General features: G+C 71.3%; 22 protein-coding genes and 1 pseudogene. 15 read left to right on the top strand and 8 right to left on the bottom strand.

Going from position 1 to position 26,212, the window contains the following annotated elements:
* The first annotated feature begins 72 nt into the window (after positions 1 to 72).
* Positions 73 to 3,810 (top strand): Ig-like domain-containing protein, encoded by a 3,738-nt coding sequence (locus ACFO6V_RS06150; protein ID WP_377133292.1) that lies wholly within the window; start codon positions 73 to 75, stop codon positions 3,808 to 3,810.
* A gap of 62 nt (positions 3,811 to 3,872) precedes the next feature.
* Here the strand turns inward: ACFO6V_RS06150 and ACFO6V_RS06145 are convergent, their stop codons facing one another.
* The gene (locus tag ACFO6V_RS06145; RefSeq protein WP_377133290.1) at positions 3,873 to 4,586 is read right to left on the bottom strand and encodes a tyrosine-protein phosphatase; all 714 of its coding nucleotides are present in this window, start codon (positions 4,584 to 4,586) and stop codon (positions 3,873 to 3,875) included.
* Positions 4,587 to 4,596: 10 nt separating this feature from the next.
* Complete coding sequence (locus ACFO6V_RS06140; protein WP_377133288.1) at positions 4,597 to 6,366, bottom strand: cation:proton antiporter; 1,770 nt, start codon at positions 6,364 to 6,366, stop codon at positions 4,597 to 4,599.
* A gap of 178 nt (positions 6,367 to 6,544) precedes the next feature.
* Between ACFO6V_RS06140 and ACFO6V_RS06135 the strand changes: the two genes are divergently transcribed.
* The 11 genes from ACFO6V_RS06135 to ACFO6V_RS06085 all read left to right on the top strand — a co-directional run bounded on the left by ACFO6V_RS06135 (position 6,545) and on the right by ACFO6V_RS06085 (position 15,446).
* Positions 6,545 to 6,730: a hypothetical protein gene (locus ACFO6V_RS06135; protein ID WP_377133286.1), complete on the top strand. Its 186-nt coding sequence runs from the start codon at positions 6,545 to 6,547 to the stop codon at positions 6,728 to 6,730.
* A gap of 126 nt (positions 6,731 to 6,856) precedes the next feature.
* Positions 6,857 to 8,875, top strand: a complete 2,019-nt coding sequence (gene thrS, locus ACFO6V_RS06130; protein WP_377133284.1) for a threonine--tRNA ligase — start codon at positions 6,857 to 6,859, stop codon at positions 8,873 to 8,875.
* Positions 8,875 to 9,447 carry an HIT family protein gene (locus tag ACFO6V_RS06125; protein ID WP_377133282.1) on the top strand — a complete coding sequence of 191 codons (573 nt, stop codon included), beginning with the start codon at positions 8,875 to 8,877 and terminating at the stop codon, positions 9,445 to 9,447. The genes thrS and ACFO6V_RS06125 overlap by 1 nt, the downstream gene beginning before the upstream one ends.
* Complete coding sequence (gene pgsA / locus ACFO6V_RS06120; RefSeq protein ID WP_377133280.1) at positions 9,448 to 10,077, top strand: phosphatidylinositol phosphate synthase; 630 nt, start codon at positions 9,448 to 9,450, stop codon at positions 10,075 to 10,077.
* The gene (locus ACFO6V_RS06115; RefSeq protein ID WP_377133278.1) at positions 10,077 to 11,033 is read left to right on the top strand and encodes a phosphatidylinositol mannoside acyltransferase; all 957 of its coding nucleotides are present in this window, start codon (positions 10,077 to 10,079) and stop codon (positions 11,031 to 11,033) included. The genes pgsA and ACFO6V_RS06115 overlap by 1 nt, the downstream gene beginning before the upstream one ends.
* A 29-nt stretch (positions 11,034 to 11,062) precedes the next feature.
* Entirely contained in the window at positions 11,063 to 12,259 is a 1,197-nt protein-coding gene (locus tag ACFO6V_RS06110; RefSeq protein WP_377135174.1) for a glycosyltransferase family 4 protein, read from the top strand.
* The gene (locus ACFO6V_RS06105; RefSeq protein WP_377133275.1) at positions 12,256 to 12,843 is read left to right on the top strand and encodes a hypothetical protein; all 588 of its coding nucleotides are present in this window, start codon (positions 12,256 to 12,258) and stop codon (positions 12,841 to 12,843) included. The genes ACFO6V_RS06110 and ACFO6V_RS06105 overlap by 4 nt, the downstream gene beginning before the upstream one ends.
* Positions 12,844 to 12,983: 140 nt before the next feature.
* Complete coding sequence (gene pdxS / locus ACFO6V_RS06100; RefSeq protein ID WP_377133273.1) at positions 12,984 to 13,898, top strand: pyridoxal 5'-phosphate synthase lyase subunit PdxS; 915 nt, start codon at positions 12,984 to 12,986, stop codon at positions 13,896 to 13,898.
* Between the two features lie 374 nt (positions 13,899 to 14,272).
* Entirely contained in the window at positions 14,273 to 14,521 is a 249-nt protein-coding gene (locus ACFO6V_RS06095; RefSeq protein ID WP_377133271.1) for a CopG family ribbon-helix-helix protein, read from the top strand.
* The gene (locus tag ACFO6V_RS06090; protein ID WP_377133269.1) at positions 14,518 to 14,859 is read left to right on the top strand and encodes a type II toxin-antitoxin system PemK/MazF family toxin; all 342 of its coding nucleotides are present in this window, start codon (positions 14,518 to 14,520) and stop codon (positions 14,857 to 14,859) included. Before ACFO6V_RS06095 ends, ACFO6V_RS06090 begins: the two co-directional genes overlap by 4 nt.
* On the top strand, positions 14,856 to 15,446 hold the full coding sequence (locus ACFO6V_RS06085; protein WP_377133267.1) for a uridine kinase family protein: 591 nt from the start codon (positions 14,856 to 14,858) through the stop codon (positions 15,444 to 15,446). Before ACFO6V_RS06090 ends, ACFO6V_RS06085 begins: the two co-directional genes overlap by 4 nt.
* A gap of 64 nt (positions 15,447 to 15,510) precedes the next feature.
* Here the strand turns inward: ACFO6V_RS06085 and ACFO6V_RS06080 are convergent, their stop codons facing one another.
* The 4 genes and pseudogenes from ACFO6V_RS06080 to ACFO6V_RS06065 form a co-directional block, all read right to left on the bottom strand.
* Complete coding sequence (locus tag ACFO6V_RS06080) at positions 15,511 to 15,831, bottom strand: DUF4143 domain-containing protein (protein WP_377133265.1); 321 nt, start codon at positions 15,829 to 15,831, stop codon at positions 15,511 to 15,513.
* A gap of 50 nt (positions 15,832 to 15,881) precedes the next feature.
* Positions 15,882 to 16,202: pseudogene (locus ACFO6V_RS06075) on the bottom strand (DUF4143 domain-containing protein); the annotation flags it as partial.
* 349 nt (positions 16,203 to 16,551) lie between these two features.
* Positions 16,552 to 17,766 (bottom strand): hypothetical protein, encoded by a 1,215-nt coding sequence (locus ACFO6V_RS06070; RefSeq protein ID WP_377133263.1) that lies wholly within the window; start codon positions 17,764 to 17,766, stop codon positions 16,552 to 16,554.
* Positions 17,763 to 18,842 carry a HesA/MoeB/ThiF family protein gene (locus ACFO6V_RS06065; RefSeq protein WP_377133261.1) on the bottom strand — a complete coding sequence of 360 codons (1,080 nt, stop codon included), beginning with the start codon at positions 18,840 to 18,842 and terminating at the stop codon, positions 17,763 to 17,765. The genes ACFO6V_RS06070 and ACFO6V_RS06065 overlap by 4 nt, the downstream gene beginning before the upstream one ends.
* Positions 18,843 to 19,223: 381 nt before the next feature.
* Here ACFO6V_RS06065 and ACFO6V_RS06060 point away from each other — a divergent pair, with 381 nt between their 5' ends.
* Positions 19,224 to 19,409, top strand: coding sequence for a hypothetical protein (locus ACFO6V_RS06060; RefSeq protein ID WP_377133259.1), 186 nt, complete (start codon positions 19,224 to 19,226; stop codon positions 19,407 to 19,409).
* A 62-nt stretch (positions 19,410 to 19,471) separates the two neighbouring features.
* Here the strand turns inward: ACFO6V_RS06060 and ACFO6V_RS06055 are convergent, their stop codons facing one another.
* Positions 19,472 to 20,908, bottom strand: a complete 1,437-nt coding sequence (locus ACFO6V_RS06055) for a helix-turn-helix domain-containing protein (protein WP_377133257.1) — start codon at positions 20,906 to 20,908, stop codon at positions 19,472 to 19,474.
* A gap of 94 nt (positions 20,909 to 21,002) precedes the next feature.
* Positions 21,003 to 22,502, bottom strand: coding sequence for an SDR family NAD(P)-dependent oxidoreductase (locus ACFO6V_RS06050; protein ID WP_377133255.1), 1,500 nt, complete (start codon positions 22,500 to 22,502; stop codon positions 21,003 to 21,005).
* 324 nt (positions 22,503 to 22,826) lie between these two features.
* Between ACFO6V_RS06050 and ACFO6V_RS06045 the strand changes: the two genes are divergently transcribed.
* Together ACFO6V_RS06045 and ACFO6V_RS06040 are read left to right on the top strand one after the other, a co-directional pair.
* Positions 22,827 to 25,427, top strand: coding sequence for a glycoside hydrolase family 48 protein (locus ACFO6V_RS06045; RefSeq protein WP_377133253.1), 2,601 nt, complete (start codon positions 22,827 to 22,829; stop codon positions 25,425 to 25,427).
* 168 nt (positions 25,428 to 25,595) lie between these two features.
* Positions 25,596 to 26,201: a CPBP family glutamic-type intramembrane protease gene (locus tag ACFO6V_RS06040; protein WP_377133251.1), complete on the top strand. Its 606-nt coding sequence runs from the start codon at positions 25,596 to 25,598 to the stop codon at positions 26,199 to 26,201.
* Positions 26,202 to 26,212 lie beyond the last annotated feature (11 nt).

Raw genomic sequence — 26,212 nt, 5'->3', positions numbered from 1 at the left:
CGAGGAAGACCTGCACCACCTCCGCCGTGAGCCTGGCGTCGAACGAACACTTCAACGTGGAAGGGGAGCACCATGAGACGTAGCCGAATGTCGTCAGCCGCCATCGCCGGGATGCTCGTGTGCGGCGTGATCGGGTCGTCGCTGGTCGCGGGAGCCGGAGCATCGGCCGCGGAAGCACCTCGCGCGCCGGAGGTCACCGAGATCACCGTCGACGGGGACGACGTCGCCGCGGACAACGTCAACGGGCTGACGTTCAAGGGCTTCGGCGTGCTCAGCGCCAACAGCACCAGCGCCCTCCTGATGGACTACAAGTCCGAGCAGCCGCGGAAGTACGCGGAGCTGCTGCAGATCCTGTTCGGCGGCGAGCGCCCGATCATGCAGCACGTCAAGATCGAGATGGGCGACGACCGCAACAACTCGACAGGCTCGGACGTGTCGACGATGCGCACCCCGGACGAGCCCGCGAACGTGCGCCGGCACCCGGGCTTCCAGCTCGCGGCGGACGCCAAGAAGGTCAACCCCGACCTCAAGGTGTCGATCCTGCGCTGGAACGCCGCACCCTGGGCGAACACGAACGACAAGATCTACGACTGGTACAAGAACACGATCCTCGCCGCGTACCGCGAGTACGGGTACATGGTCGACTACGTCCACCCCGGCGTGAACGAGCACACCGCGGACCTGGACTGGACCAAGGAGTACGCCGAGCGCGTCCGCACGGACGACACGGGATACGTGAGCGACGACCCGCGGCTCGCGGGCTTCCGCCGCGGGGAGGCGAGCCTCTTCCACCAGATCCAGGTGATGATCTCCGACGAGGCAGGCCTCGGCAGCTTCGGTGACGAGATGGTCGCCGACGCGTCGCTGCGCGACGTCGTGGCCGCCTCCACCTACCACTACTTCACCGACGACGACGCGTCCGGGAACTTCAAGCGCCTGGCCGACGAGTTCGACGAGGAGGTCTGGAACAGCGAGGCGCAGGCCACGTTCAGCAACTCCTCGTTCCGGCCGAACAACAACACCGCGGACCCGTCCGTGGAGGGCACCGGCCTCGGCGGGAGCGGAAGCTCCCTGGAGATGGCGAACACCATCGTCAAGGGCTTCGCCAACTCCCGGCGCACGCACTTCATCTACCAGCCCGCGATCGGGTCGTTCTACGAGGGCGGGCAGTACTCGTACAAGGAGCTCGTGAGCGCCCGCGACCCGTGGTCGGGGTGGATCCACTACGACGCCGGCCTGGCCGCGCTGCAGCACTTCTCGAACTTCGCGGTGACCGGCTGGGAGGACTCGCGCAACCAGGCGGGGATCTGGCGTGCGGTACCCCAGGCCTCCGCCACCACCGCGACCGGCACCAACCCGGTCAACGGGCGGAACGGCGGCCCGAACTACCTGACGCTCGCGGCGCCCGACCGCTCGGACTTCTCCACGGTGGTCGTCAACGACTCCGAGACGCCGCGGACCTACCGGATCACCCCGGAGGACCTGGACCTCGGCTACAAGCCCCGCCTCGCGGTGTGGGAGACCCGTGCCGCGGACGACGGCGAGGCCTTCGACGCCCGGTACAAGCAGCACGTCGGCAACGTCTCCGCGGACGCCGACGGCGCCTACAGCGTCACCGTGCAGCCGTACTCGATCACGACCGTGACCTCGCTCGACGTCCGCCGCGACAAGGGCTGGACCACGCCGCTGCCCGTCGAGGGCGAGCGCACGGTGCTCGACGCCGGCGCCTCCCGCGAAGCACCGCGGAACGTGCTCTGGTCCGACGGCTTCGACTACTCGGACAAGCGCGTGCCCATCGTCCGCAAGGGCGGCGGGCTGACCGGCCGGACCGAGGACTTCACCGACTCCCGCGGCGGGGACACCGGCGCGATCCCGCTGTACACGTGGGACCGCAACGGCTCCTTCGAGGCCTTCAGGGCCGACGACGGCGAGCGGGTCCTGCGTCAGCAGGTCGACCGCGAGGGCACCGGCGTCGGCGGCGCGTGGAACAACGGCGAGCCGATCACCGCCGTCGGCGACCGGCGCTGGAGCAACTACCGCGCAACCGTCGACGTCCGCTTCGAGCGCGACACCGTGAGCGGCAACTACGCGGCCCTCGGCGCCCGCTCCAGCGGCGGCGACACCTCCCACGACCTCCGCGGCACGCCGTACGCGCTCAAGCTGGCCGTGGACGGCGGCTGGCAGCTCACGCGGCGGGGGAGCGTCGTCGAGAGCGGCTCCGTCGCGGGCGCCGGCTGGGACGGAGCCGCGTGGCACGAGCTGTCCGTGCAGGTCGCGGGCGACCAGGTCACCGGCTGGATCGACGGCACGCAGGTGTTCGCCTGGACCGACGCCACCCCGATCCTCTCGGGCTGGGTGGACCTCGCCAGCGGGTTCCACTGGACGCAGTTCGACAACCTCAGGGTCGAGCGCGTGGCCGACGAGGTGCCGTACTACGGCGAGTACCTCGACGGCCACGAGATGACCGACCTCGACGACCCGGCAGCCACCAAGCTCGTCTACGACGGCGAGTGGGCGCATGCCAACGGCAAGGGCATGTTCGAGTACGGCCGCACGTCGTCGATCAACCAGGCCGACGGCGCCTCCGTGAGCTACACCTTCACGGGCTCCGGACTGGACGTGCTGGGGCCGAACGACGGGTCCGCACGCCTGGACGTCGCCGTGGACGGCGAGCCCGTAGCGCTCAACGCCCGCACCCGCGCGTCCGGCCAGTACCAGCAGGCGTTCGAGCTGCGGGGCCTGCCCTGGGGCGAGCACACGGTGACGCTCACCGTCGCGTCGGGCAAGCTCAACGTCGACGCCGTCGGCGTGGTCTCGGCACCGGCTACCCGGGCGACCGACGTCCGGGCGCTCGCCGCCGCGCTGGACGCCGCGGAGGACGTCGAGCGCACCGGCGACTTCACCGACGTCGAGTGGACGGTCCTCCAGAACGGCATCGCGGACGCTCGCGCCGCGGTCGCCGACCCGAGGCGCTACCGGCTCGACGGGCAGGGTGCGGCGGACCTCGCGGCCCGGCTCCGGACGGCGTCCGCGCCGGTCGCGAACCGGATCGTCCACCTCGAGGAGCCCACCGTGGCGGCCTACGTCGGCGAGGCTCCGGAACTGCCGGACACGCTCACGGCGGAGCTCACCGACGGCACCACCCGCGAGGTCCCGGTGGACTGGACCGTCGACCCGGCGGCGTTCGACGAGGCCTGGGCGACGGTCGCCGTCAAGGGCTCGTACGGCCAGGCGTCCGCCACCGCGCACGTCGAGGTGGTGCCGCGGGGGACCGTCGCGTTCGCCGACGTGAACGCGACCAGCGGGGGTGCGCTCGGGTACGACTCGCCCGCCTACACAGCGATCGCCGGCCTCGTCGGGGACGCGCTCGTGAACGACGCACCCGACCAGGTGCGGGAGAACGGCGCGGACTGGGGTCACTGGGGGCAGGGCGCTTCGGGGAGCCGGTCGATCAGCTACAAGGGTGTCCTGCCCGGCGCGTACGACAAGACGACGACCACCGGGATGTACACGGCGAACCAGGTGGGGGCCGAGGTGTCCTACACCTTCACGCTGCCTGCCGGCTCGTACACGCTCGCTGCCGGATCGCACTCGTGGTGGCCGGACAGCAGCAGGAGCGCGGACGTCGTGCTCGACCACGGCGGCGCGAGCCACCCCGTCGGGACGGTGACCCTGAACTCGGGCAACCCGAGCGAGGTGCTCAGCTACGACGTCGAGCTGGCCGAGCCGGGTTCGGTGACGATCCGCCTCAGGTCGACGAACACCCAGTCCCCGATGCTCTCCTGGGCGGCGGCAACAACCCACCCCTGACCTCCCGTTGAGTGCTGGGTATTTGTTGGTTTGGGCCCGCCAAACCAACAAATACCCAGCACTCAACGAGGCGTGGGGGCTGTTAGGCGGGCGCGGAGGGCTCGGGTGTGGCCTCGGGTGAGGCCGTTGCGGGTCAGGTAGGCCTCTATCGAACCGTGGCGCGTGCGGAGGTGCTCCAGGGCGCCGAGGATGACGTGCCGGGTCGGCGGGATCTCCCGCCCGGGGACCGCCCCGTCCGCCGCCTCGAAGCGCTCGGCATACCGCGGGGCGAGCCGCTCGTTGGTGAGCTCGTAGTCGTCGGCCAGCGCGTCGAGGTCCGCCCCGACGAGCGAGAGCGCGAGCGCCACCACCAGCCCGGTGCGGTCCTTGCCGGCGGCACAGTGCACCAGCACCGGCCCCTCTGGCGCGTCCGCGACGGCGGCGACGGCGCGCGCGAACAGCTCGGGACGCCGGTCCAGCAGCCCCGTGTAGAGGGTGACCCACGGCCCTTCGATGGGGTCGTCCGCCGCCTGTACCGGGAGGTGCAGGTGGGAGGGGAGGCCGGCCAGCCTGCTCGGCCACTCCTCGAGCTCGGCCGGACGGCGCAGGTCGATGATCCGCGAGAGGCCGTACGCGGTGGCGGCGGCGACGCCGTCGTCCGTCAGGAAGCTGGGGGACTCCGAACGGACCAGCGCCCGTTCGCGGACGGTGCCGCCACCGGTGAGGGGGAGTCCGCCCAGGTCACGCACGTTGAGACAGCCGGGCCAGTCGAGATGGAGCGGTGTGTAGTCCGTCACAGGGGTGAGATTAACGGTCCGAATCGTCCGGATGTACCGGCAGCTTGCCCTTGCGCATCTCGACGGCGATCTGCTCGGCGTCCAGCAGGTCCAGGGCGTCGCCGAGCTGGGCCGAGTCGTAGGTGCCGGCGGCCCGGGCCGCGAGCAGCTCCTCGCGCTGGGCGGCGATGGCGGCCAGCCGCAGCTCCCGGTACTGGACGAAGCGCTCCCGGGTGAGCTCCGCGTCCTCGTCCTGCGACTCGTGCTCCCGGAACATGTCCTTGCGCACCCGGGCGACCACGCCGTCGTCGTACGGCGTGCCGTCGGGGCGGCGGGGATCGGCGAGGAACTCGCGCGCCGCCCGCACGGTCTCGCGGCGCAGGGCCGGGAGGTCGCCGGTGGTGTCCTGCCCGACCAGGCCCAGCCGGCGGGTCACCCACGGCAGGGTGCTGCCCTGGACCAGCAGCGTGCCGAACGCGACGCCGAACGCGACGAGGACCAGGAAGGACCGGCCGGGAGTCTCCGCGGGCAGCGTCTGTGCGGCGGCGAGCGTCACGACGCCGCGCATGCCCGCCCACACCAGCAGGGTGCCCTCGCGCCAGCCGAGCGGCTTGGCGAGGACGTAGTCGATGTCGGCGGTGCGGCGGCGCAGCGTGCCCTGGATGCGTTCCAGCCGGGCGGCGGTCGAGCGCCTGCCCTTGACCTCCGTGTTCCCGGCGGCCGGCGACGGGGTGGCGGCGACCCGGAGGTCTATGCGGTCCTGGAAGCCCGACAGGGTCTCCCGGACGGCTTCGCCGCGGCGGGCCCTGCGCGCCTGGAGGCCGATCAGCGGCGTGACGAAGGCCGTTCGCACCAGGAGCACCACGGCGCCCGCGATCGCGGCGACACCGGTGGCCTGCAGGACCGAGCCGTTGCCGCGCTCCACGTCCTCGATCAGGTCGAACAGCTGGATGCCCATCGCCAGGAAGACCGCGCCCTCGAGCAGCAGCTCGACGGTGTGCCAGTTGGACCGCTCGGCGATCCGGTCCTGCGGGCGCAGGTGCCGCGCGGAACCGTTGCCGGTCACCAGGCCCGCCGCCACCACGGCGACCAGGCCCGAGGCGTGCAGCTCCTCCGCGGGCAGGTACGCCGCGAACGGGACGACGAACGACATGGCGGTGCTCAGCGCGGCGTGCCCCAGCCGCTTGCGGATGCGCAGGCCCACCCAGCCGATGGGGACGCCGATGAGGACCGCCACGCCAGCGGCGTACGCGAAGTCGCCGACGACCTCCCACAGGCTGACGGTCGCCGCCGTCGCCGCGATCGCCGACCGGAGCAGCACCAGCGCCGACGCGTCGTTGAGCAGGGACTCGCCCTCGAGCATCGTGACGCTGCGCGGGGACGCCCCGAGCCGTTTGACGATGGTGGTCGCCACGGCGTCGGTCGGGCTGACGATGGCGCCCAGTGCGATGGCGGTGGCCAGGTCGATGTCCGGGATCAGCCACCGGAACAGCAGGCCCAGCAGCACCGAGCTGATCACCACGAGGGTGACGGACAGCCCGCCGATGGCCGCGAAGTCGCGCCGGAAGTCCATCGACGGCAGGCCGACCGCCGCCGAGTACAGGAGCGGGGGCAGCACACCGCCGAGGATCAGCTCGGGCGGCACCTCGATCGCCGGGACGAACGGCAGCAGGCTCACGCCGGCGCCGAGCACCACCAGGACCAGGGGCGACGCGACGCCGGCCCGGGGCGCGAGCGCGGTGACGGCGATGATGACGGCCGCCGCTGCGACGGCGATGGTCAGGTACTCCACGTACTCCACGGCCTGACGGTACGAGACGCGGAGCCCGCCTGCCGACTCCTGAGTCCGGAATGCTCCGATCTGCCCAGCCCAGCAGTGCGCGAGCGGCAGGGTGCGCGTAGGTTCTCGACTGGTGGCGGGACCCCGTCGCCGAGCAGGGGGCGCACAGCCGTGTGCCTGTGTCGAGAGGATTCGAATCATGGGGCTTTTTGACAAGGCCAAGGAGTTCGTGACGGACCCGGACAACATCGAGAAGGCGAAGGAGCAGCTCAACGACGGCAACGTCGACGCGGCTACCGACAAGCTCAAGGAGATCGCGCCCGACAAGGCGGACGGCCTCATCGACACGCTGGGCGAGAAGGCCAAGGACTTCGGTCAGAGCTGACTCACCGGTCCGCCTGCGGTGCGACCGCAGGCACGGAACCGCTGCTGTATCGGTACGATCGAGGGGCACCGTCCGCGGACGGTGCCCCTCGATCCGTTTCGTTCAGCTTTCGCAAGGAGCACCCCTGTGTCCGACGTCGTATCGCCGCCCAGCCCTGCCGCACTCAACCCGGCTGACACCGGCACGGAGGCGACGACGACCACCGCGACGACCACCGGTATCGAGCTGTACGGCACGCGCCGCGACGTCGTGGTGGTCCGGGTGGACGGTGAGCTGTGGGACCTCGACCGGGAGATCCCGGCCGGTCACAAGGTCGAGCCCGTGACGGTCGCCGAGCCCGACGGCCTGGCCGTGCTGCGGCACAGCGCCGCGCACGTGCTCGCCCAGGCGGTGCAGCAGGTCAACCCCGACGCGAAGTTGGGCATCGGCCCGCCCGTGACCGACGGCTTCTACTACGACTTCGACGTCGAGACGCCGTTCACGCCCGAGGACCTCAAGAACCTCGACAAGATCATGGGCCGCATCATCAAGGAGGGCCAGACCTTCCGCCGCCGGGTCGTCACCGAGGACGAGGCGCGCGCCGAGCTGGCGAACGAGCCGTACAAGCTGGAGCTGATCGGCCTCAAGGGCGGCTCCGACACCGACGACAACGGCGAGAACGTCGAGGTCGGCGGCGCCGAGCTCACGATCTACGACAACGTCCGGGGCGCGGGCCGCGAGACCGAGACCGTGGTCTGGAGCGACCTGTGCCGCGGGCCGCACCTGCCGAGCACCCGCCTGATCGGCAACGGCGTGCAGCTCATGCGCTCGGCGGCCGCCTACTGGCGCGGCAGCGAGAAGAACCCGATGCTGCAGCGCGTCTACGGCACGGCCTGGCCCTCCAAGGACGAGCTCAGGGCGCACCTGGAGCGGCTCGCCGAGGCCGAGCGCCGCGACCACCGCCGCATCGGCGCCGAGATGGACCTGTTCAGCTTCCACGACGAGGTCGGCTCCGGCCTGCCGCTGTTCCACCCCAAGGGTGGCGTGATCAAGCGCGTCATGGAGGACTATGTCCGCCAGCGGCACATCGAGGAGGGCTTCTCCTACGTCGGCACGCCGCACATCACCAAGGACGGCCTGTTCCACACCTCGGGGCACCTGCCGTACTACTCGGACACGATGTTCCCGGAGATGGACCTCGAGGGGTCCAAGTACCGGCTCAAGGCCATGAACTGCCCGATGCACAACCTGATCTTCGCCTCGCGCGGGCGCTCCTACCGTGAGCTGCCGCTGCGCCTGTTCGAGTTCGGTTCGGTGTACCGGTACGAGAAGTCCGGCGTGGTCCAGGGCCTGACGCGCGTGCGCGGCCTGACCCAGGACGACTCGCACTCCTACGTGACGCCGGAGCAGGCGCCGTCGGAGGTCAAGCACCTGCTGGACTTCATGCTCAGCGTGCTGCGCGACTTCGGCCTGGACGACTTCTACCTGGAGCTCTCCACGCGGGACGACTCCAAGCCGGACAAGTTCGTCGGCTCCGACGAGGACTGGGCCGCGGCCACGAAGATCCTCGAGGAGGTCGGCCGTGAGACCGGCCTGGAGCTGGTCGCCGACCCGGGCGGCGCCGCGTTCTACGGCCCGAAGATCTCCGTGCAGGCGAAGGACGCCATCGGCCGGACCTGGCAGATGGGCACCGTGCAGTACGACTTCAACCAGCCCAAGGGCTTCGGGCTGGAGTACACGGCCGCCGACGGCACGCGCCAGCAGCCGGTCATGATCCACTCGGCCAAGTTCGGCTCGATCGAGCGGTTCATGGGCGTGCTCATCGAGCACTACGCGGGCGCCTTCCCGGCCTGGCTCGCCCCCGTGCAGGTCAAGCTCGTGCCCGTCGCCGAGGCGTTCGACGACTACGTGAAGGACGTCGCCGCGCAGCTCACGGCCCGCGGCGTCCGCGTCGAGATCGACCTGTCGGACGACCGGTTCGCCAAGAAGATCCGCAACGCGTCCAAGGAGAAGGTGCCCTTCACGCTCATCGCCGGTGGCGAGGACGCCGAGGCCGGCGCCGTCTCGTTCCGGTTCCGCGACGGCACGCAGGAGAACGGCGTGCCCGTGGCGGACGCCGTCGAGCGCATCGTGGCAGCCGTGGCCGAGCGGTCGCAGCAGGCCTGATGGAACCCACCGTCCAGGACGCCGCGGACTTCGGCCCGCCGGAAGACGGCCTGCAGCGTCTCTGGACGCCGCACCGCCTGGTCTACATCGGCGGAGAAGCGAAGCCGGCCGACGGGAGCATCGAGAACTGTCCGTTCTGCCGCATCCCGCAGGGCGACGACGAGCAGGGCCTCGTCGTCGCCCGCGGCGAGCGGTGCTACGTGGTGCTGAACCTGTACCCCTACAACACAGGGCACCTGATGGTGCTTCCGTACCGGCACGTGTCGGACTACACGGACCTCGACGCGGCCGAGACGGTCGAGCTGGCCCAACTCACCCAGCAGGCCATGCGCGTGTCGCGCGCCGTCTACGCGCCCGCAGGCTTCAATCTTGGTATCAACCAGGGCGAGGTCGCTGGCGCGGGTATCGCGGCACACCTCCACCAGCACGTGGTACCACGCTGGCTGGGCGACGCGAACTTCCTGCCCGTGGTGGCGCAGACCAAGTCGCTGCCCGAACTGCTGGGAGAGACGCGCCGCCGGCTCGCGGAGGCGTGGGTGACCGCAGGGGGCGGCAACCAAGAGGAGAACTGAATGCTACGGAGCCTGCGCTCCCTCATGACCACGGTGTTCACGCCCCTGGCCCGGCTGCTGCTCGCGCTGCGGGTCTCACCGGACGCCGTGACCATCGCCGGCACGCTGATCGTCTCGGCGATCTCCCTGACCCTGTTCCCCCTGGGGTACACGCTCGTGGGCGGCCTCCTGGTCGGGTTCTTCGTCCTCTTCGACTCGCTCGACGGCGTGATGGCGCGCATGTCCGGGCGGTCCGGCCCGTGGGGCGCGTTCCTCGACTCCACGCTGGACCGCGTGGCCGACGGCGCCGTGTTCGGCGGCATCATGCTCTGGTTCGTGCTGCACCCCGACGAGCACAACGGCCTCTGGGGTATCGCCGTCGCGCTGGCCTGCCTGGTGCTCGGGAGCGTCGTGCCCTACGCCAGGGCCCGGGCCGAGAGCGTCGGCGCCACCGCCCAGGTCGGCATCGCCGAACGCGCCGACCGGCTCCTGCTCGCGCTCGTCCCGTTCACGTTCATCCAGGTGGGCCTGCCCGTGGTGGTGCTGGAGGTGGTCCTGACGCTGCTGGCGCTCGCGAGCCTGGTGACCGTGTTCCAGCGTATGGCGACGGTGCGGGGCCAGCTCACCAGCAGGGCCGGGCAGGAGGCCTGATGAACGTCGCGGCGGCGTACACGTTCGCGTGGCGGAACGCGACGAAGATTCCGGAGCCCGTCCTGCGGGGCCTGTTCACCGTGGTGGCCGACGTCACCTGGCTGCGGCGCACCAAGGGCGTGCGCCGCATGGAGGCCAACTACGCCCGCGTCCGGCCGGACCTCGACGCCGCCGCGATCCGTCGCCTGTCCCGTGCCGGGATGCGCAGCTACATGCGCTACTTCCGCGAGGCGTTCACCCTCCAGGGCGTCACGCCGGAGCAGCTGAAGGCGCGCGTGCGCGTAGTGGGTTACGACGAGCACGTCCGGCCAGGGGTCGACGCCGGGGGAGCAGCCTCCCTGGCGCTGGGCCACCTCGGCAACTGGGACCTGGCCGGGGCCTACGGCTCCCGCTACCTCGCGGGCGTGCTCACCGTCGCCGAACGACTCAAGCCCGACGAGCTGTTCGACGAGTTCGTCCGGTTCCGCAGCTCCCTCGGCATCAATGTGCTGGCCCTCGGCAGCGGCGACGTGCTCGGCGCCCTGGTCCGCGGCGCCAAGGAGGGCAGCCGGCTCATCCCGCTGCTCAGCGACCGCGACCTCACCTCGACGGGCATCGAGGTGGACCTCGCCGGGCACCGGGCCCGGGTCGCCGCCGGGCCGGCCCTGCTCGGCCTGGAGGCCGGCGTCCCCGTGCACGCCGTCAGCATCATCTACGAGCGGCTGCGGGGCGACCGGCGTCGGGCCGCCCGCACGCCGTGGGGGATCGTCATCACGTTCCACCCGCCGCTGCCCGTACCCGACGCCGGGCTGCCCCGCGACGAGCGGGCCCGCCTGCTCACGCAGAGCTGGGTGGACCAGCTCGCGCGGACGATCGTCGAGCACACCCACGACTGGCACATGCTGCAGCGCGTGTTCGTCGACGACCTCGGACCCGCCCGCCAGAACGCCGCTCGCCGCGCGCGGGAGACCGGATGAGAGGCGTCCGACGCCGCAGCCACCGCGTGCTGCGGATAGGTATCGTCTGCCCCTACTCCTTCGACGCCCCCGGCGGCGTCCAGTTCCACGTGCGTGATCTCGCCGAGGCGCTGCAGGCTGCGGGCCACGAGGTCTCCGTGCTCGCCCCGTCCAGCGACGACACGGAGCTGCCCGACGTCGTCACCGCCGCCGGCCGCGCCGTCCCCGTGCCGTACAACGGGTCGGTCGCCCGGCTCACCTTCGGGCCGCTGACCGCCACCCGGGTCCGCCGCTGGCTCGAGGGCGGCATCGGCGGCCACGCCTTCGACATCGTCCACCTGCACGAACCGATGGTGCCGTCGCTGTCGATGCTCGCGCTGTGGCAGGCGACCGAGCCGGTGGTCGCCACCTTCCACACTTCACAGGTGCGCTCGCGGGCGCTCCAGGTCGCCTACCCGCTGGTCCGCCAGTCCCTGGAGAAGGTCGCCGCCCGGATCGCCGTGTCCGAGGACGCGCGCCGCACCCTGGTGGACCACCTCGGCGGCGACGCCGTCGTCATCCCGAACGGCGTGTACACGCAAGTGTTCGCGAGCAGCCCCCGGCGCCCCGAGTGGACCGGCACGCCTTCCGCCCCGACCGTCGCGTTCCTCGGCCGGCTCGACGAGCCGCGCAAGGGCCTGAACCTCCTCGTGCAGGCCGTCCCCACCATCCTCGCCGGCAAGCCAGGCACCCGGTTCCTGGTGGCGGGCCGCGGGGACGGCATAGTCGCCGAGACCCGCGAGCTGCTCGGCGATCAGGCCTCGTCCGTCGAGTTCCTCGGCGGCGTCACCGACGCCGACAAGGCCGAGCTCCTGGCCTCCGCCGACCTGTACGTGGCACCCCAGACCGGCGGGGAGAGCTTCGGCATAGTGCTCGTCGAGGCCATGGCCGCCGGCGCCGTGGTGGTGGCCAGCGACCTCGGCGCCTTCCAGCGCGTCCTGGACGACGGCGCCGCGGGCGCCCTCTTCCGCACCGGCGACCCCGACGACCTCGCCGCCACGGTGCTGGCGCTGCTCGCCGACCCCGCGCGGCGCGACGCCTACCGCGCCCACGCCACGCAGTGGGTCCAGCGGTTCGACTGGTCCGGCATCACCGAGCAGGTGCTCGCCGTCTACGACATGACGCTCGCCGCCGACAACGCGATCGGCGGCGACGTCGTCGGCCGCGTCATGGGACTCTTCCCGCGCCGGGTCGGAGGCGACGCATGACCTGGTCGGAGATGGTGCTCGTAGGGCTCGGAGTCCTGGCGATCGGCCTGCTGCTCGCCTGGCGGGGTGCCTATCGCGTGGACCGGCTGCACCGGAAGGTCGCCGCATCACGGATCGCGCTCGACGCACAGCTCGTGCGCAGGGCGTCGACGGCGGTCGAGCTCGCGGCGTCAGGGGCGCTCGACCCCGCGAGCGCCATCCTGGTGGCGGACGCCGCGTACACGGCGTCGGACGCCGGACCCGTCACCTCGCCCGCCGCCGCGCTGAAGATGGACGGGCTGGGCCCGGACCGCGAGCGGGCGGAGTCGGGGCTCACCGCGACCCTCCGCGAGGCGATGGGCGCGCCGGAGTCGGTACAGCTCCTGCTCGCGGGGCCGTCGAGCGAGATCGTGGCGGCGCTCGCGGCAGCCTGGTACCGCGCGACGCTGGCGCGCCGGTTCCACAACGAGGCGGTCGCGCAGACGCGGCGGGTCCGCAGGCTCTGGTACGTCCGGCTGTTCCACCTGGCGGGCCGGGCGCCCATGCCGCGCACCGTCGAGCTGGACGACGCCCTGCCGCACGCCCTGGAGCCCAACGGCGGATGACCGCCCTGTGAACGGCGGACTGGGCGGGTCTGGACGGGCGACGGGGCGGGTCCGGGTGGGCGATAAGATCTAGTCAGGGCGCCGACCGCGCCCGGAACGACCGGCGTCGAGCTCATCGGCGAGAACTTTGCGAGGTAACCGTGACTGAATCCGTGACCGGCGAGAACACCGTGGGTACGGTCGGCACCGCGCGCGTGAAGCGCGGTATGGCCGAGATGCTCAAGGGCGGCGTCATCATGGACGTCGTCACCCCCGACCAGGCGAAGATCGCCGAGGACGCGGGCGCGGTGGCCGTCATGGCGCTGGAGCGGGTGCCTGCGGACATCCGTGCGCAGGGCGGCGTGTCGCGCATGAGCGACCCCGACATGGTCGACGGCATCATCGAGGCCGTCTCGATCCCCGTGATGGCGAAGGCGCGCATCGGGCACTTCGTCGAGGCGCAGGTGCTGCAGTCGCTCGGCGTCGACTACATCGACGAGTCCGAGGTGCTGACCCCGGCGGACTACACGAACCACATCGAGAAGTGGAACTTCACCGTTCCCTTCGTGTGTGGTGCGACGAACCTGGGTGAGGCGCTGCGCCGCATCACCGAGGGCGCGGCGATGATCCGCTCGAAGGGCGAGGCCGGCACGGGCGACGTGTCGAACGCGACCACGCACATGCGGCAGATCCGCCAGCAGATCCGCCGCCTGACCTCGCTGCCGGAGGACGAGCTGTTCGTCGCCGCCAAAGAGCTGCAGGCGCCGTACGAGCTGGTCAAGGAGGTCGCGACCACCGGCAAGCTGCCCGTCGTGCTCTTCACCGCGGGCGGCATCGCCACCCCGGCGGACGCCGCGATGATGATGCAGCTCGGCGCCGAGGGCGTGTTCGTCGGCTCGGGCATCTTCAAGTCGGGCAACCCGGAGCAGCGTGCGAAGGCGATCGTCCAGGCCACCACGTTCTTCGACGACGCCGACGTGATCGCCAAGGTCTCGCGCGGTCTGGGCGAGGCGATGGTCGGCATCAACGTCGACGAGATCCCGGAGCCGCACCGGCTGGCTGAGCGCGGCTGGTGAGGTAGGTCGCTCCTGCGACTGACGGAGGGCCCTGCGGACATCGAGTCCGCGGGGCTCTTCTGCTCTCCTGGGGCGGCGGGCGGCGTGAACAGACCATGGGTGCGTGGTTCGCCCTGGCGGTACCCGCCGACAGAGTTCGCGAGGCAGTCGCCGCCGCGTGGATCGTGACGACCTCGGAACTGCGGGGTATGTATCGGCAGCCATCGCCCGCCTGGGCGGTCCTCCGCCGTTTGATCCCGGTCCCATAGTTGTTGCCTCGTTCCAGGACTCACTGAAGGTTGCTACCGATCTTCAGAGCGACTCCGAACTGCGCGCCGTTCAGCGTGGCGCGCACCTCTCTGGCGGGGCGGTAGAAAAAGTTATACCGTTGATCCATGAAGACAGCGATCAGCCTCCCGGATCACACGGCGGAGCGCTTCGACCACATCGCGCAGAAGCACGGTATGACGCGGTCGGAGTTCTATCGGCGTGCCGCTGAGCACTACGCCGACGAACTGACCGGTGCGGACCTGACCGCACAGATCGACGACGCGATCGACGCCATCGGGCAGCCTGGCGACGACACCACCGACTTCCGCCGCACCGCGAACGCCCGCCTGGTCGAGGCCTCGGGCGAGTGGTGATCCGGCGCGCAGAGGTGTGCTGGGTCGACTTCGGAGAACCCAAGGGCAGCACTCCGGCCAAGCGGCGACCGGCCGTCGTCGTGCAGTCCGACCAGTACAACAAGTCCCGCATTGCCACCGTCGTCGTCCTGCCGATCACGTCCAACACGTCGCACGCACGGCATCCCGGCAACGTATTCCTGCCGGCCCTGGCGTCGGGGCTACCGAAGGACTCGGTCGTCAACGTGTCCCAGCCGATGACCGTGGACCGCACTGACATCGAACCCACCGGATTCGCACTTCCTGACAACCTGATGGATGCCGTCGACGCCGGCCTCCGACGAGTGGTGGACCTGTGACGGTCGACCCGCTGGTCCACGCCGCCCGCACCCTGCGCGAGCTCCTCGCCGACGTCGACCGGCGGCCGGCCCTCGTCGGTATCGACGGGCAGGGAGGCGCCGGCAAGTCCACGTTCGCCCGTGCCGTCGCCGGTGAGCTCGGGCACGCCGTCGTCGTCGAGGGCGACGACTTCTACCGTGACCTCCCCGACGACGAGCGTGCGGCGCTCGACCCGGCCGCGGGCGTCGAGCAGTACTTCGACTGGCAGCGGCTGCGCCGTGAGGTGCTCGAGCCGGTGCGGCGCGGCGACGCCGTCCTGCGCTACCAGCGTTATGACTGGGATCGGGCGACGATGGGCGACTGGGTCGAGCAGCCGATGCCCGACGTCGTCGTGGTCGAGGGGGTCTACATGCTGCGGCCCCAGCTCCTCGACCTCATCGATGTCGCGGTGTGGGTCGAGACGTCGGAGGAGACCCGCCTGCGGCGGCAGGTGGAGCGGGGCGAGAACGACGACGTGTGGATCCGGCGCTGGGTCGCCGCGGAGGACCACTATGTCGCCACGCATGACCCGCGGTCGGCGGCAGCGCTGCACGTCGAGGGAACCTGACGTACGTCCGTCGGCGGCCTCGGTGTGCCCGACGAGTGGCTGGTGGGTCACTCGGGGGCCGTGGTCACGGTGCCAGCATGCGCAGCGGGACCACGTCGACCCCATCCGGTCGTCGGGTTGCCATGCCCCCGTTGGTCAGTACCGCGAGGAAGGCGCACCGGTCGTCGTCTACGAGTGCGGCCATCTTCTTCAGGTTCGTCGCTGCGGTGTCGATGACGTTCGTCGCCGTGCCGAGCTTGATCTCGAACGCTCCCCAGCGGCCGTCGTGGAGTTCCACGATGGCGTCGACCTCGAGCTTGTCGTAGTCGCGGTAGTACGACACGCGCCCTCCCAGCGGCTGGCTGTACACGCGTAGGTCGCGCACCGCCAGGGACTCGAACAGCATCCCGAGTGTCTTGACGTCGGTGGCCGGGGTTCCACCCCGACCTGGAGCGCGGCAACGGCCAGCGACGGGTCGACGAAGTGCCGCTTCGGAGAGGTCTGCAGGCGGCGCGCGGAGCGCATGCTCGGCCCCCACGCGGGCTGGTCCTCGACCAGTCGTAGACGGCGCAGGGCATCCAGGTGGGTACTGACCGCGTCCCGGCTGGTCGCGTCGGGTCCTCTTTCCGGCGCCTCACCCTCGCGGAGGTCCTTGGCGATAGTGACTTCGCTCATCGGGGTCGAGACGCCCCGGGCGAACGAGCGCATCACGCGGAGGGCCACCACGGGGTCCTTGCCGCTTCCGGTGGCTCTCTGGATGTCGTAGCGGCGCACCATGTCCAGGTGGTCCCGGTTGGTCAGCAGTGCGTCGGCGGTGTTGAGGCCGACGTTGATCGGCCAGCCGCCGATGGCGACACGTTCGGCGATCCGCTCGCGTGCGCTTGTCGGGGTCCAGTCCGAGTCGAAGGCGCGGGGCGCTTCACCGTCGAACATCGCGGCGAGGGAGACCTGCCCGGTCGAGTGCCCGGTCTCGTACAGGCTCATGGGGCGCATCTGGATGACAGCGAACCGTCCCGCTCCTGTGTGCCGGCGGGCGTCGTCGTCGGGCGTGGCTGTAGGTCTTCGACACTGAGGCCCCGCGGACATCAAGTCCGCGGGGCCTTTCTGCTTCCTTGCCCAAGGTGGGTCACGCGGGCGTCGTCCGGCCGGCTCGCGCCCGCAGTGCCCCGACCCCCGCTCTCGCGGCGACGGCAGCCGTGAGGACGAGCGGCCCGAACAGCGCGACGGCAGAGGCGAGGGTCCACCAGAACGTCCCGGTCGCCGGCGACGCCGCGAGCCCGGCCACGGTCCAGGCGGCGGCCCCGCTGATCCAGGGCAGCAGGTACCAGACCAGGTAACCGACGGCGAACACCGGTCCGATCAGCCACACGTGGACGAACCAGCGGCTCACCCGGCGATCAGCCGCGGAGGCGTCGTTGAGTGTTTGCCGCTCCGCAGCGCTGATCAGGTGGAACATCGCCTTCGCGCGCAGCTGGGTCGTCTCCCACAGGTTGGTGCACCCGGTCGCGGTCACCAGCACGGCGTACAGGTCGGAGCGCAGGAAGACCATGGCCTGCCACATCAGTGTCGCCAGGTTGAGCAGCACGAGCAGCCGCAGGAACGGTGCGTCCCGCCACAGCACCTCGGCGAGCAGAGTCGCGGCCAGCAGCACGCCCTGGACGGCCATCCCGGCCAGCTGTGGTCCGTAGCGTCGGCGCCGAGCAACGCTCCAGATCTGCGTCAGGTCTGTCTCGAAGACGAGGAAGACCCCGTATCGCACGTCGATCCCGAACCGCGACTGCAGACCCAGCGCCCGGGCCGCGAGCCAGTGCCAGTACTCGTGCAGGGCGGTGATCGACCAGCCCACGGGCAGCACGATGAGCGCGCTGATCCCGAAGTCGGCCACGACGATCGCGTCCGTCGAGAGGGGGAGCAGGTCCGGACGTACGACCAACGTGACCAGGGAGAACAGCGCAGCGAGTGCGTAGCCGGTCCAGGCGGTCCGACCGAAGAACCACCGGGCGACCCGCTCGTCCGCGCCGGTGAACCAGGTGCGCTGCTGGACCGGTGCGGTCGGTGTCGGGCCTGCGTCACCGGCCGCGCTGTCGTGGGCGACGAACCCGAGCTCGTCGAGCGTCTCGACGAAGGACGCGACGTTCACGGTCTCCCCGGCGAACGTCTCGGCCTCGGCTGTCGCCTCGGCGACGGTCCGCCCGGCGAGCAAGGACCGGACCACGACGCCGCCCACGGCGGGGACGTTGATGAACGTCCCCGCGGACGGGTCGCCGATGATGCACTCCTCGCCGTCGTCGGTGACGGAGAGATCGCGCAGCGCGACCGTGGTGGTGCCGGCGTCGCTCACGATGTGCCCGCCATCGCGCGAGGTGTTCGGGCGCAGGCCGGGCAGGCCGGGTCACGGGTCCATTCCGTGCGGGTCTGGCGGCAGCCGTCGGCGGTGTCGAGTACCACGGACGCGCCCGCCGCGTACGGCGGCGTGAACCCGGTGAGATAGCGCAGCGCCTCGAAGGCCACGAGCGAGCCGACCAGCGCGGCCGCCGGGCCGATGCCCCGGTTGACGCGATCGAGCCCGTTGCTGAGCCGGCGGACGACGCCCTGGTCCGACGCTGTCCGGCTGCAGCGGTAGCACGCCGTCCTGCCGGGGTCGACCGAGAAGTAGATGACCATGGTGCCGAACATGCCGCCGCGGATCCACGGGACACCGGCCGCCGTGCAGGCTTCGTTCACCCACAGGTCGATGTCGTTCGGCTGGTCGATTCCGGAGACCACGAGGTCGGCATCATCGAGCAGGTCGCTGACTCCGTCGGGTCCGTCGACCCAGCGGCTCACGGTCCGCACGTCGATGTCAGGGTTGAAGGCCCGGGCCCACTGCGCGGCGCGCTCCACCTTCGGGGTGCCGATCTGCTCCTCGCGGTACACGAACTGGCGCGCGAAGTTCGCGGGCTCCACCAGGTCGTTGTCCAGCAGGGTGAGGTGGCCGACACCTAGCCCGCACAGCGACTGCAGGACATTCGATCCGAGGCCGCCGACGCCGAGCTGCACCACGTGCGCGTCGGCCAGGGCGCTCCGGAACCCCTCCGCGGTGACGTCGAGGCTGCTGAACAGGTCGAAGTACGCAAGATTGCTGTAGTCCCGGTGGTCCTTGGGCCGTCGGCCGATCGACGTCTCGGACCGTTCCAGCACCCGCAGGCCATCGAGGGCCTCGATCGCCGCCCGTACCGTGGCGACATCGGTGTCGTGGCCGGCCTCGCGCAGCCGGGTCGTGAGCGAGGCGGCGTCCTCGGTACCTTCACGGAGGGCAGCGAGGAGGGCGTTGACGTCCCCGGTCGGGTCGTCGAGCTCGATGGTCCGGCTCTGGTCCGCCATGAGGATCAACACCTCACCGGACCGCTCCCACCGGCAATTCTTCAGCGCGATCATCGCAGGCTCCCTGTCGTCGTGTGCCGGGCTGTCGCGAGGTGCGAAGGGCCGGCCCCTGCGCACGCGAGGTGTGTGGGGCCGGCCCGTTGTGCGGGACTGCCGCTCAGCTGTCGCCGGGCGGCACGGGGTAGTTGGTCGCCTTCACCGGCTCGACCTTACGAACGACGATCGTCATGGCTGGTCTCCCTCCTGGGTGTACGGACTGAGCCATCTAAGGCAGCGTGCGGTGGTGAGGACCAGGAAGTTCCTCCGGCAAATCGACCGGCACCGCGCAGGCAACTTTCGGCGACCGGCAAGATGTCCTGGGCGGTTCGGCGGCGCGCTGTCAGCATTCACCTGTCACCAAAGGTCTTGGTGCCGCACCCGAACGAGGAGACGCACATGACGACGATGAAGCGAGCGCTGGTGGTCGCCACGACGATGCTGCTGACGGTGGCCGGCGGCCTGTCGTCGGCCGCGCCCGCGAGCGCGTGGGACCCGTGCAAGCGGTTCGACTGCGGCGTACCCGCGCCGGTGAGCGTGCAACAGTGCCCGAAGGAACTGGTCTGGTGCGTCGCGCCGGAGTGACCGCGAGCCCGGCCGTAGCGGTCGCTCGTCGCCGTCGCCGGCGCGCGGCGCGCAGCGTGTGATCAGCTGTGCGCCGCGCGGCCGGTGGCCCAGTGTTCGAGCATCCCGCGCAGGGCCGCGCGTCTGATCGGCTCGGGGTCCTGGCCGACGCCGGTCTCCCGGGCGAACTCCCACAGCAGCCCGTGCAGCTCGTACGTGCCCGGCGACGGCTCCTCGACCAGGTGCGCCGAGACCAGTTCGGCCAGGATCCTGTCCGTGGTCTGGAACGGTAGGTCCCAGAGCGCCGTGATGGCCGCCCTGGACAGACGCGTACGCGGTGCGACTCCCAGCAGGCGGAAGTATCGGGCGGCCTCGTCCGTGATCTTCCGGTACGACGCCGAGAAGGCAGCGCGCAGGTCGCACTCGGCGTCGTCGGCGGTCTGGAACGCGTCGAGCAGTACGGGCTCGGCGAGCCAGGCCGCCAACGCCTCGGGCGCCTGCGTGGCGGCCCGGCGGATCAGGTGGTCGCATGCGATGCGCAGCGCGAGCGGAAGCCCGCAACAGCGGCGCACGATGGCGTCGACGGCCCCCGGTGCCCTGCGCAGGCGCTCGTAGCCCAGGAGCGTGCGGACGAGCCGGTCGGCGTCGTCGTCGGGCATCGGGTGGACGCCGACGTGCCGGGCGCCATCACGGATGCTGAGCCCGCGCAGCTGGTGCCGACTGGCCACGATCGTCGTGCAGGCGCCCGGGCCGGACAGCAAGGGCCGGACCTGCGAGGCGGACGCGACGTCGTCGAGGACGACGAGCATGCGCCGCGCGGCCAGGACCTGACGCAGCAGCGCGGTTCGGGCGACGGCCGACGACGGGACCCCGGCGTCCGGGATCCCGAGGTCGGTCAGGAACCGGCCGGCGATGTCCTCGGCCGAGGGCGGCCGGCCGGGGGCGGAGCCACGCAGGTCGGCGTACAGCTGACCGCCGGGGAACGCGCCGCGCCGTGCGTGGGCCCAGGCCTGCACGAGGGCGGTCTTGCCGACGCCGGCCGTGCCGTCGAGCACGGTGCACCGGTGACCGCCGTCGGAGCCGGTCAGCACGTCATCCAGCTCAGAGAGCTCCGCCGTCCGTCCGGAGAACGTCGACGGCGCGGCCGGGAGCTGGGCGGGCGCCTCGCCGGTGGCGGAGGGTGTGCTTGGAGCACCCGTGGCGGGGGTCGCCGGAGTGCGCCAGGTGGGCGGGGCGGCCGTGACCGGGCGGGCGGGGTCGTTCCGGGCGCCGTCCGCGGCCCGGTCCGCCCACCGGCGACGATAGAAGTCGAGCAGCTCGCCGACCCGGGCGTCGTCGAGTCCGAGGCCGGCGCCGATGGCGAGGAGGGTGCTCGCCCGCGGCCTCCCGACGGCGCTGCGCTCGATGTTGCTGACCGATCGCACGGCCAGGCCGGCCCGCTCGGCGAGCTCCTCCTGGGTCAGACCCGCCCGGCGGCGGAGCTGCGCGAGCAGGTCGTGCTGCGTGCTGTGCTCGGACATGCGACTCCCGAGGGGACGTGAAACGACGTGTCGTCCCCAGCGTGAGCGTTCGCCGCCGTGGCGTGGTGCAGGTTCCTGCAAACCTCTTCCAGCCCTACCAGGGCGACGGCACGTAGTCCTTGAGGAAGCACCCGTACAGGTCGGTCCCTGCCTCGCCCTGGACGATCGGGTCGTAGACGCGCGCTGCGCCGTCGACCAGGTCGAGGGGCGCGTGCCAGCCCTCGGCTGCGATCCGCAGCTTCTCCTGGTGCGGGCGCTCGTCCGTGATCCACCCGGTGTCCACCGCGGTCATCAGGACCCGGTCCTTCTCGAACATCTCCGCCGCGGAGGTCCGGGTCAGCATGTTGAGGGCGGCCTTGGCCATGTTGGTGTGCGGGTGCCCCGCGGACTTGTACCGGCGGGAGAACTGCCCCTCCATCGCCGAGACGTTGACGACGTACCCGCGGCGCGCCTTGGACGTCGCGGCCCGCATCGCCGGCCGCAGCCGGGAGATGAGCAGGAACGGCGCGATCGCGTTGCAGAGCTGGACCTCCAGGAGCTCCAGCGGGTCCACCTCGTCCACGACCTGGGTCCACGAGTTGGTCGTCTGCAGGTCGGGGAGGAGCCCGCCGGCGTCGACGGCGGTGCCGGCCAGGTGGGCGTCCAGGGAGGCCGAGCCCGCCCGGAGCGCGAGCGCAGTCAGGGATGCCGCGCTGTGCATCGCGACGGCGTCGTCCTGCGACTGTCCCTCGTGGTGGGCGACCGACAGGGCGGTCAGGGCCCCCGCGATCGCGGCGGGGTGCGCCTCCGAGATGCGGTCGAACGTGACCATCTCCGGCGCCACCAGCCCGTGGGGGAGCGGGGCGACCGGCGTCGACTCGCCCGTGACGAGCTGTGAGTAGGACCCCGGGGACCGGCGGACCGTCTGGCAGGCGTTGTTGACCAGGATGTCGAGGGGGCCCGCCGCGGCGACGTCGTCGGCGAGCGCGATCACCTGGGTGGGGTCGCGCAGGTCGATCCCGACGATCTTGAGCCGGTGCAGCCAGTCGGCGGCGTCGGGCATCGCCGAGAAGCGGCGCACCGCGTCCTTCGGGAAGCGGGTGGTGATGGTGAGGTGGGCGCCGTCGCGCAGCAGGCGCAGCGCGATGTACATGCCGATCTTCGCGCGGCCGCCGGTGAGCAGGGCGCGGCGGCCGGTCAGGTCCGTGCGCTGGTCGCGCCGCGCATGGCTCTTCGCTGCGCAGTCCGGGCACAGCCCGTGGTAGAACGAGTCGACCAGCGTGTAGTCCGCCTTGCAGATGTAGCAGGCGCGGGCGGTGCGCAGCTCCCCGGCGAACGCCCCCGGCGCGGTCGAGACCAGCGGGATGCCGGCGGTCTCGTCGTCGATCCGCGCCGCCGAGCCGGTCGCCGTCCGCTCGATGACGCTCCGGTCGTGCGCCTGGATCTCCTCGCGGACCGCGGCCTTACGGGACTTCTTGAGCAGCTTCCACATGTAACCGGTCGCCCGTTTGACCGTCTGGACGTCGGGATGGTTGGGGTCGAGGTCCTTGAGGCTGCCCAGCACCCGGAGGGTGGTGGCGAGCTCGTCCGGGTCGATCCCCGCGTTCGTTGGCACGCCGTAGGGTACCCGCCGCCCGGGCCGGAACCCCAGTCGGGGCACCGTCGCTGCCTGCCCGACGGCGTTCCGCGCGGCCCACGAACCCGCCACGTTAATCCTTTAGGTTCGTTGCCCCGCGCCGCCCTCCGACCGGAAAGTCATGACGCGCCCCGGCCCGCCGAGGCGTCGGCCATGTGCACCGACCAAGGAAGGCGGCCCGCCATGCACGGGATGCACGGGATGCACCGAGACCCAGCGGCTCCGAGGAGTCCGAGACGACGGCGGCGAATAGCCGCGACGACCGCGACGCTCACCGTCGCGGCACTGGCGACGATCGGCATGATGGCGCCCGCGAGCGCCGGCCTGCCGGGCGTCACCCCGGAGGACGACGGCGGCGGGGCGACCGTAGCCGCGCCGTTGGCGGTGGCCGGTGAGTACACCGACCGGTTCCTCGAGATGTACGAGAAGCTTCACGACCCGGCGAACGGCTATTTCTCGCCGCAGGGGATCCCGTACCACGCAGCAGAGACGCTGATGGTCGAGGCCCCGGACTACGGGCACGAGACGACGTCGGAGGCGTACAGCTTCTGGCTCTGGCTGGAGGCGTCGTACGGCCAGGTGACGGGGGACTGGGACCCGTTCAACCAGGCCTGGGAAACGCTCGAGGACAACATGATCCCGACGACGGAGAACCAGCCGACGAACGGCGCCTACAACCCGGCCGACCCGGCGACGTACGCCCCCGAGCACGACCACCCGAGCCAGTACCCGTCACAGCTCGACACCGGTGTGTCCGTCGGCTCGGACCCGATCGGCTCCGAGTTGCGGCAGACCTACGGCACGTCCGAGGTCTACGGCATGCACTGGCTCTCCGACGTCGACAACATCTACGGCTTCGGCGCCGCGCCTGGCTCGTCGACGCTGCAGGGCCCGAACCACCCCGGCCCCTCGTACATCAACACGTTCCAGCGGGGTCCGCAGGAGTCGGTGTGGGAGACCATCCCGCAGCCGTCGATCGACGACTTCTCCTTCGGCGGGCCCAACGGCTACCTCGACCTGTTCACGGGTGACGCGAGCTACGCGAAGCAGTGGAAGTACACCAACGCCCCGGACGCCGACGCCCGCGCCATCGAGGCCGTGTACTGGGCCAAGCAGTTCGCCGAGGCGCAGGGCGCCGGATCCGAGATCGCCGGCACCGTCGACAAGGCGTCCAAGATGGGCGACTACCTGCGCTACGCGCTGTTCGACAAGTACTTCAAGGAGCCCGGCTGCGAGTCGACGTCGTGCCCGGCGGGCAGCGGCCGCAGCTCGGCGCACTACCTGCTGTCCTGGTACTACGCGTGGGGCGGCGCGCTGGACACGTCCGGCCCGTGGGCCTGGCGCATCGGGTCGTCGCACGCGCACTTCGGCTACCAGAACCCGCTCGCGGCGCACGCGCTGTCGACGGACCCGGACCTGGTCCCGTCGTCACCGACCGCGCAGGACGACTGGTCGGAGAGCCTGGACCGGCAGATCGAGTTCTTCCAGTGGCTGCAGTCCTCCGATGGCGGGATCGCCGGCGGGGCGACCAACAGCGTCGGCGGCCGCTACGCCGCTCACCCGGCAGGTTCCAGCACGTTCTACGGCATGGTCTACGACGAGGACCCGGTCTACGAGGACCCGCCGTCGAACCAGTGGATCGGCATGCAGGGCTGGGGCATGGAACGGATCGCGCAGCTCTACCACGAGACGGGCGACGCGCGGGCCGAGGCCATCCTGGAGAAGTGGGTGCCGTGGGTGCTGTCGGAGATCACCGTCACCGACACCACCTGGGAGGTGCCGTCCACGCTGTCGTGGTCCGGCCAGCCCGACACGTGGAACCCGGGTAACCCGGGCAGCAACGCGGGGCTGCACGTCGAGGTGACCGACCACGGGCAGGACGTCGGCGTGGCGGGTGCTCTCGCCCGCACGCTGATCTACTACGCGGCGGCCTCGGGCGACCAGGCCGCGGACGACACCGCCAAGGCCCTGCTCGACGCCATGTGGACCCAGGACAGCGACGACATGGGTGTCGCCACCGTGGAGACCCGCACGGACTACGGCCGGTTCGACGACGAGATCACCCCGGGCGGCAACGGCACCTACGTGCCGCCGGGCTGGTCGGGCACGAACCCGAACGGCGACGTGGTCGAGCCCGGGGTGTCGTTCCTCGACATCCGGTCGTTCTACCAGGACGACCCGATGTTCCCCGAGGTGCAGGAGTACCTGGACGGCGGCGCCGCGCCGCAGTTCACGTACCACCGGTTCTGGGCTCAGGTCGCCGTCGCGACGGCGATGGCCGACTACGACCGGCTCCTGGGCGACGGCGTCGGCGAGCCGGACACGCAGGCGCCGACGGCGCCGACCGGCCTCCGGGTCACCGGAACGACGGCGAACTCCGTCTCCCTGACGTGGGCCGCCGCGACGGACGACGTGGGCGTGACGGGTTACGAGGTGCTGCGGGGTGGCGCGGTCGTGGGCCGTTCGAGCACGACGTCGTACACCGAGACGGGCCTGGACCCCGAGACCGCGTACGGGTACACGGTGCGGGCGTACGACGCCGCGCGCAACGTCTCGCCACCGTCCGGCGCGGTCACGGCGACGACCGGCGAGGGCCCGGTCGTCGAGCCGGGTGGCTGCACGGGCGCGCTGACCGTCGTGAACCAGTGGGGCGGCGGCTTCCAGGCGGCCGTCCGGGTCACCGCGGGCAGTGCCGCGATCGGTGGCTGGACCGCGAGGTTCGACCTGGCGCCGGCGTCGTTCGTGCAGGGCTGGAACGGGCGGTTCACCACGTCGGGCTCGGCGGTGACGGTGTCCGACGTCGACTGGAACGGGTCGCTGGCTGCCGGGGCGTCCACCGAGATCGGGTTCACCGCGAACGGCACCGCGCCGTCGTCGGTGCCGGTGACCTGCACCGCTGACTAGGCGCGGTTGCTCTCCGGTGCAGCTGAGCTCGTCCTGAGCAGGTGGGGAGCCCTGCGGACTCTTGTCCGCAGGGCTCCCTTTGTGGTTGAAGGGGTATGCCCAGCACTACCTCCGAACGGCCCCTTGCAGTCAATGACCGTGCCCGTGCCCCGATGGTCTTGTGGGGGCATGACAGCCATGAAGACCCGCGCACGCGGGCTGACCACCTTTCTCGTCATCGCGTTCGGCTTTGCCTGGCTGGGCATGGTCGGTGCCTGGGCGCTCGGCTACTCGCTGGTGAACCCGTTGGTGCAGCTGCCGTTCGCGTTCGCGCCGGCGCTCGCGGCCTTTGTCGTGCGACGGTGGGTGACCGGCGAGGGGTTCGCGGACGCCGGGCTGCGGTTGCGGCTGCGCGAGGCGTGGCCTCAGTACCTCATGGCCTGGCTCGGCCCGGTTGCTCTCGTCGCGGCCACCGCTGCCGTGGCCGCGCTGTTCGGCGTGCCCCTCGCCTCGTTGGACGGCCAGATGGGCGGCCTGCCCGGCTGGGCGCTGGTCGCGGTGCTCCTGTTTGTCGTGCCACTGCTCACGCCGATCTACTGGGGCGAGGAGTTCGGCTGGACCGGCTACCTGCGGCAACGGGTGTTCGTCGGCCGGCCCGTGGCAGCGACCCTCGTGACCGGTCTGATCTGGGCGGTCTGGCACTACCCGCTGGCGACGGGGCGGCTCGCCCCGGTGCCGGAGGTGGACCGCGACGCCACTGTTGAGGAAGCGACGGCGCAACCGTTGACCCGGTAGGCCGGTCCGGC

Source organism: Promicromonospora alba, assembly GCF_042654905.1.
Lineage (GTDB): Bacteria > Actinomycetota > Actinomycetes > Actinomycetales > Cellulomonadaceae > Promicromonospora > Promicromonospora alba.
Note: the sequence above shows the minus strand (reverse complement) of the source record. Positions and strands in the feature narration are given on the sequence as shown.

Coding starts and splice junctions, on each gene's coding strand:
- ACFO6V_RS06125 (WP_377133282.1), top strand. CDS start 8,875: ATGGAACCCACCGTCCAGGACGCCGCGGACTTCGGCCCGCCGGAAGAC.
- ACFO6V_RS06040 (WP_377133251.1), top strand. CDS start 25,596: ATGACAGCCATGAAGACCCGCGCACGCGGGCTGACCACCTTTCTCGTC.
- ACFO6V_RS06115 (WP_377133278.1), top strand. CDS start 10,077: ATGAACGTCGCGGCGGCGTACACGTTCGCGTGGCGGAACGCGACGAAG.
- ACFO6V_RS06080 (WP_377133265.1), bottom strand. CDS start 15,831: ATGCTGTTCGAGTCCCTGGCGGTGCGCGACCTACGCGTGTACAGCCAG.
- ACFO6V_RS06060 (WP_377133259.1), top strand. CDS start 19,224: ATGACGACGATGAAGCGAGCGCTGGTGGTCGCCACGACGATGCTGCTG.
- pgsA (WP_377133280.1), top strand. CDS start 9,448: ATGCTACGGAGCCTGCGCTCCCTCATGACCACGGTGTTCACGCCCCTG.
- ACFO6V_RS06150 (WP_377133292.1), top strand. CDS start 73: ATGAGACGTAGCCGAATGTCGTCAGCCGCCATCGCCGGGATGCTCGTG.
- ACFO6V_RS06095 (WP_377133271.1), top strand. CDS start 14,273: ATGAAGACAGCGATCAGCCTCCCGGATCACACGGCGGAGCGCTTCGAC.
- ACFO6V_RS06045 (WP_377133253.1), top strand. CDS start 22,827: ATGGCGCCCGCGAGCGCCGGCCTGCCGGGCGTCACCCCGGAGGACGAC.
- ACFO6V_RS06055 (WP_377133257.1), bottom strand. CDS start 20,908: ATGTCCGAGCACAGCACGCAGCACGACCTGCTCGCGCAGCTCCGCCGC.
- ACFO6V_RS06135 (WP_377133286.1), top strand. CDS start 6,545: ATGGGGCTTTTTGACAAGGCCAAGGAGTTCGTGACGGACCCGGACAAC.
- ACFO6V_RS06105 (WP_377133275.1), top strand. CDS start 12,256: ATGACCTGGTCGGAGATGGTGCTCGTAGGGCTCGGAGTCCTGGCGATC.
- ACFO6V_RS06065 (WP_377133261.1), bottom strand. CDS start 18,842: ATGATCGCGCTGAAGAATTGCCGGTGGGAGCGGTCCGGTGAGGTGTTG.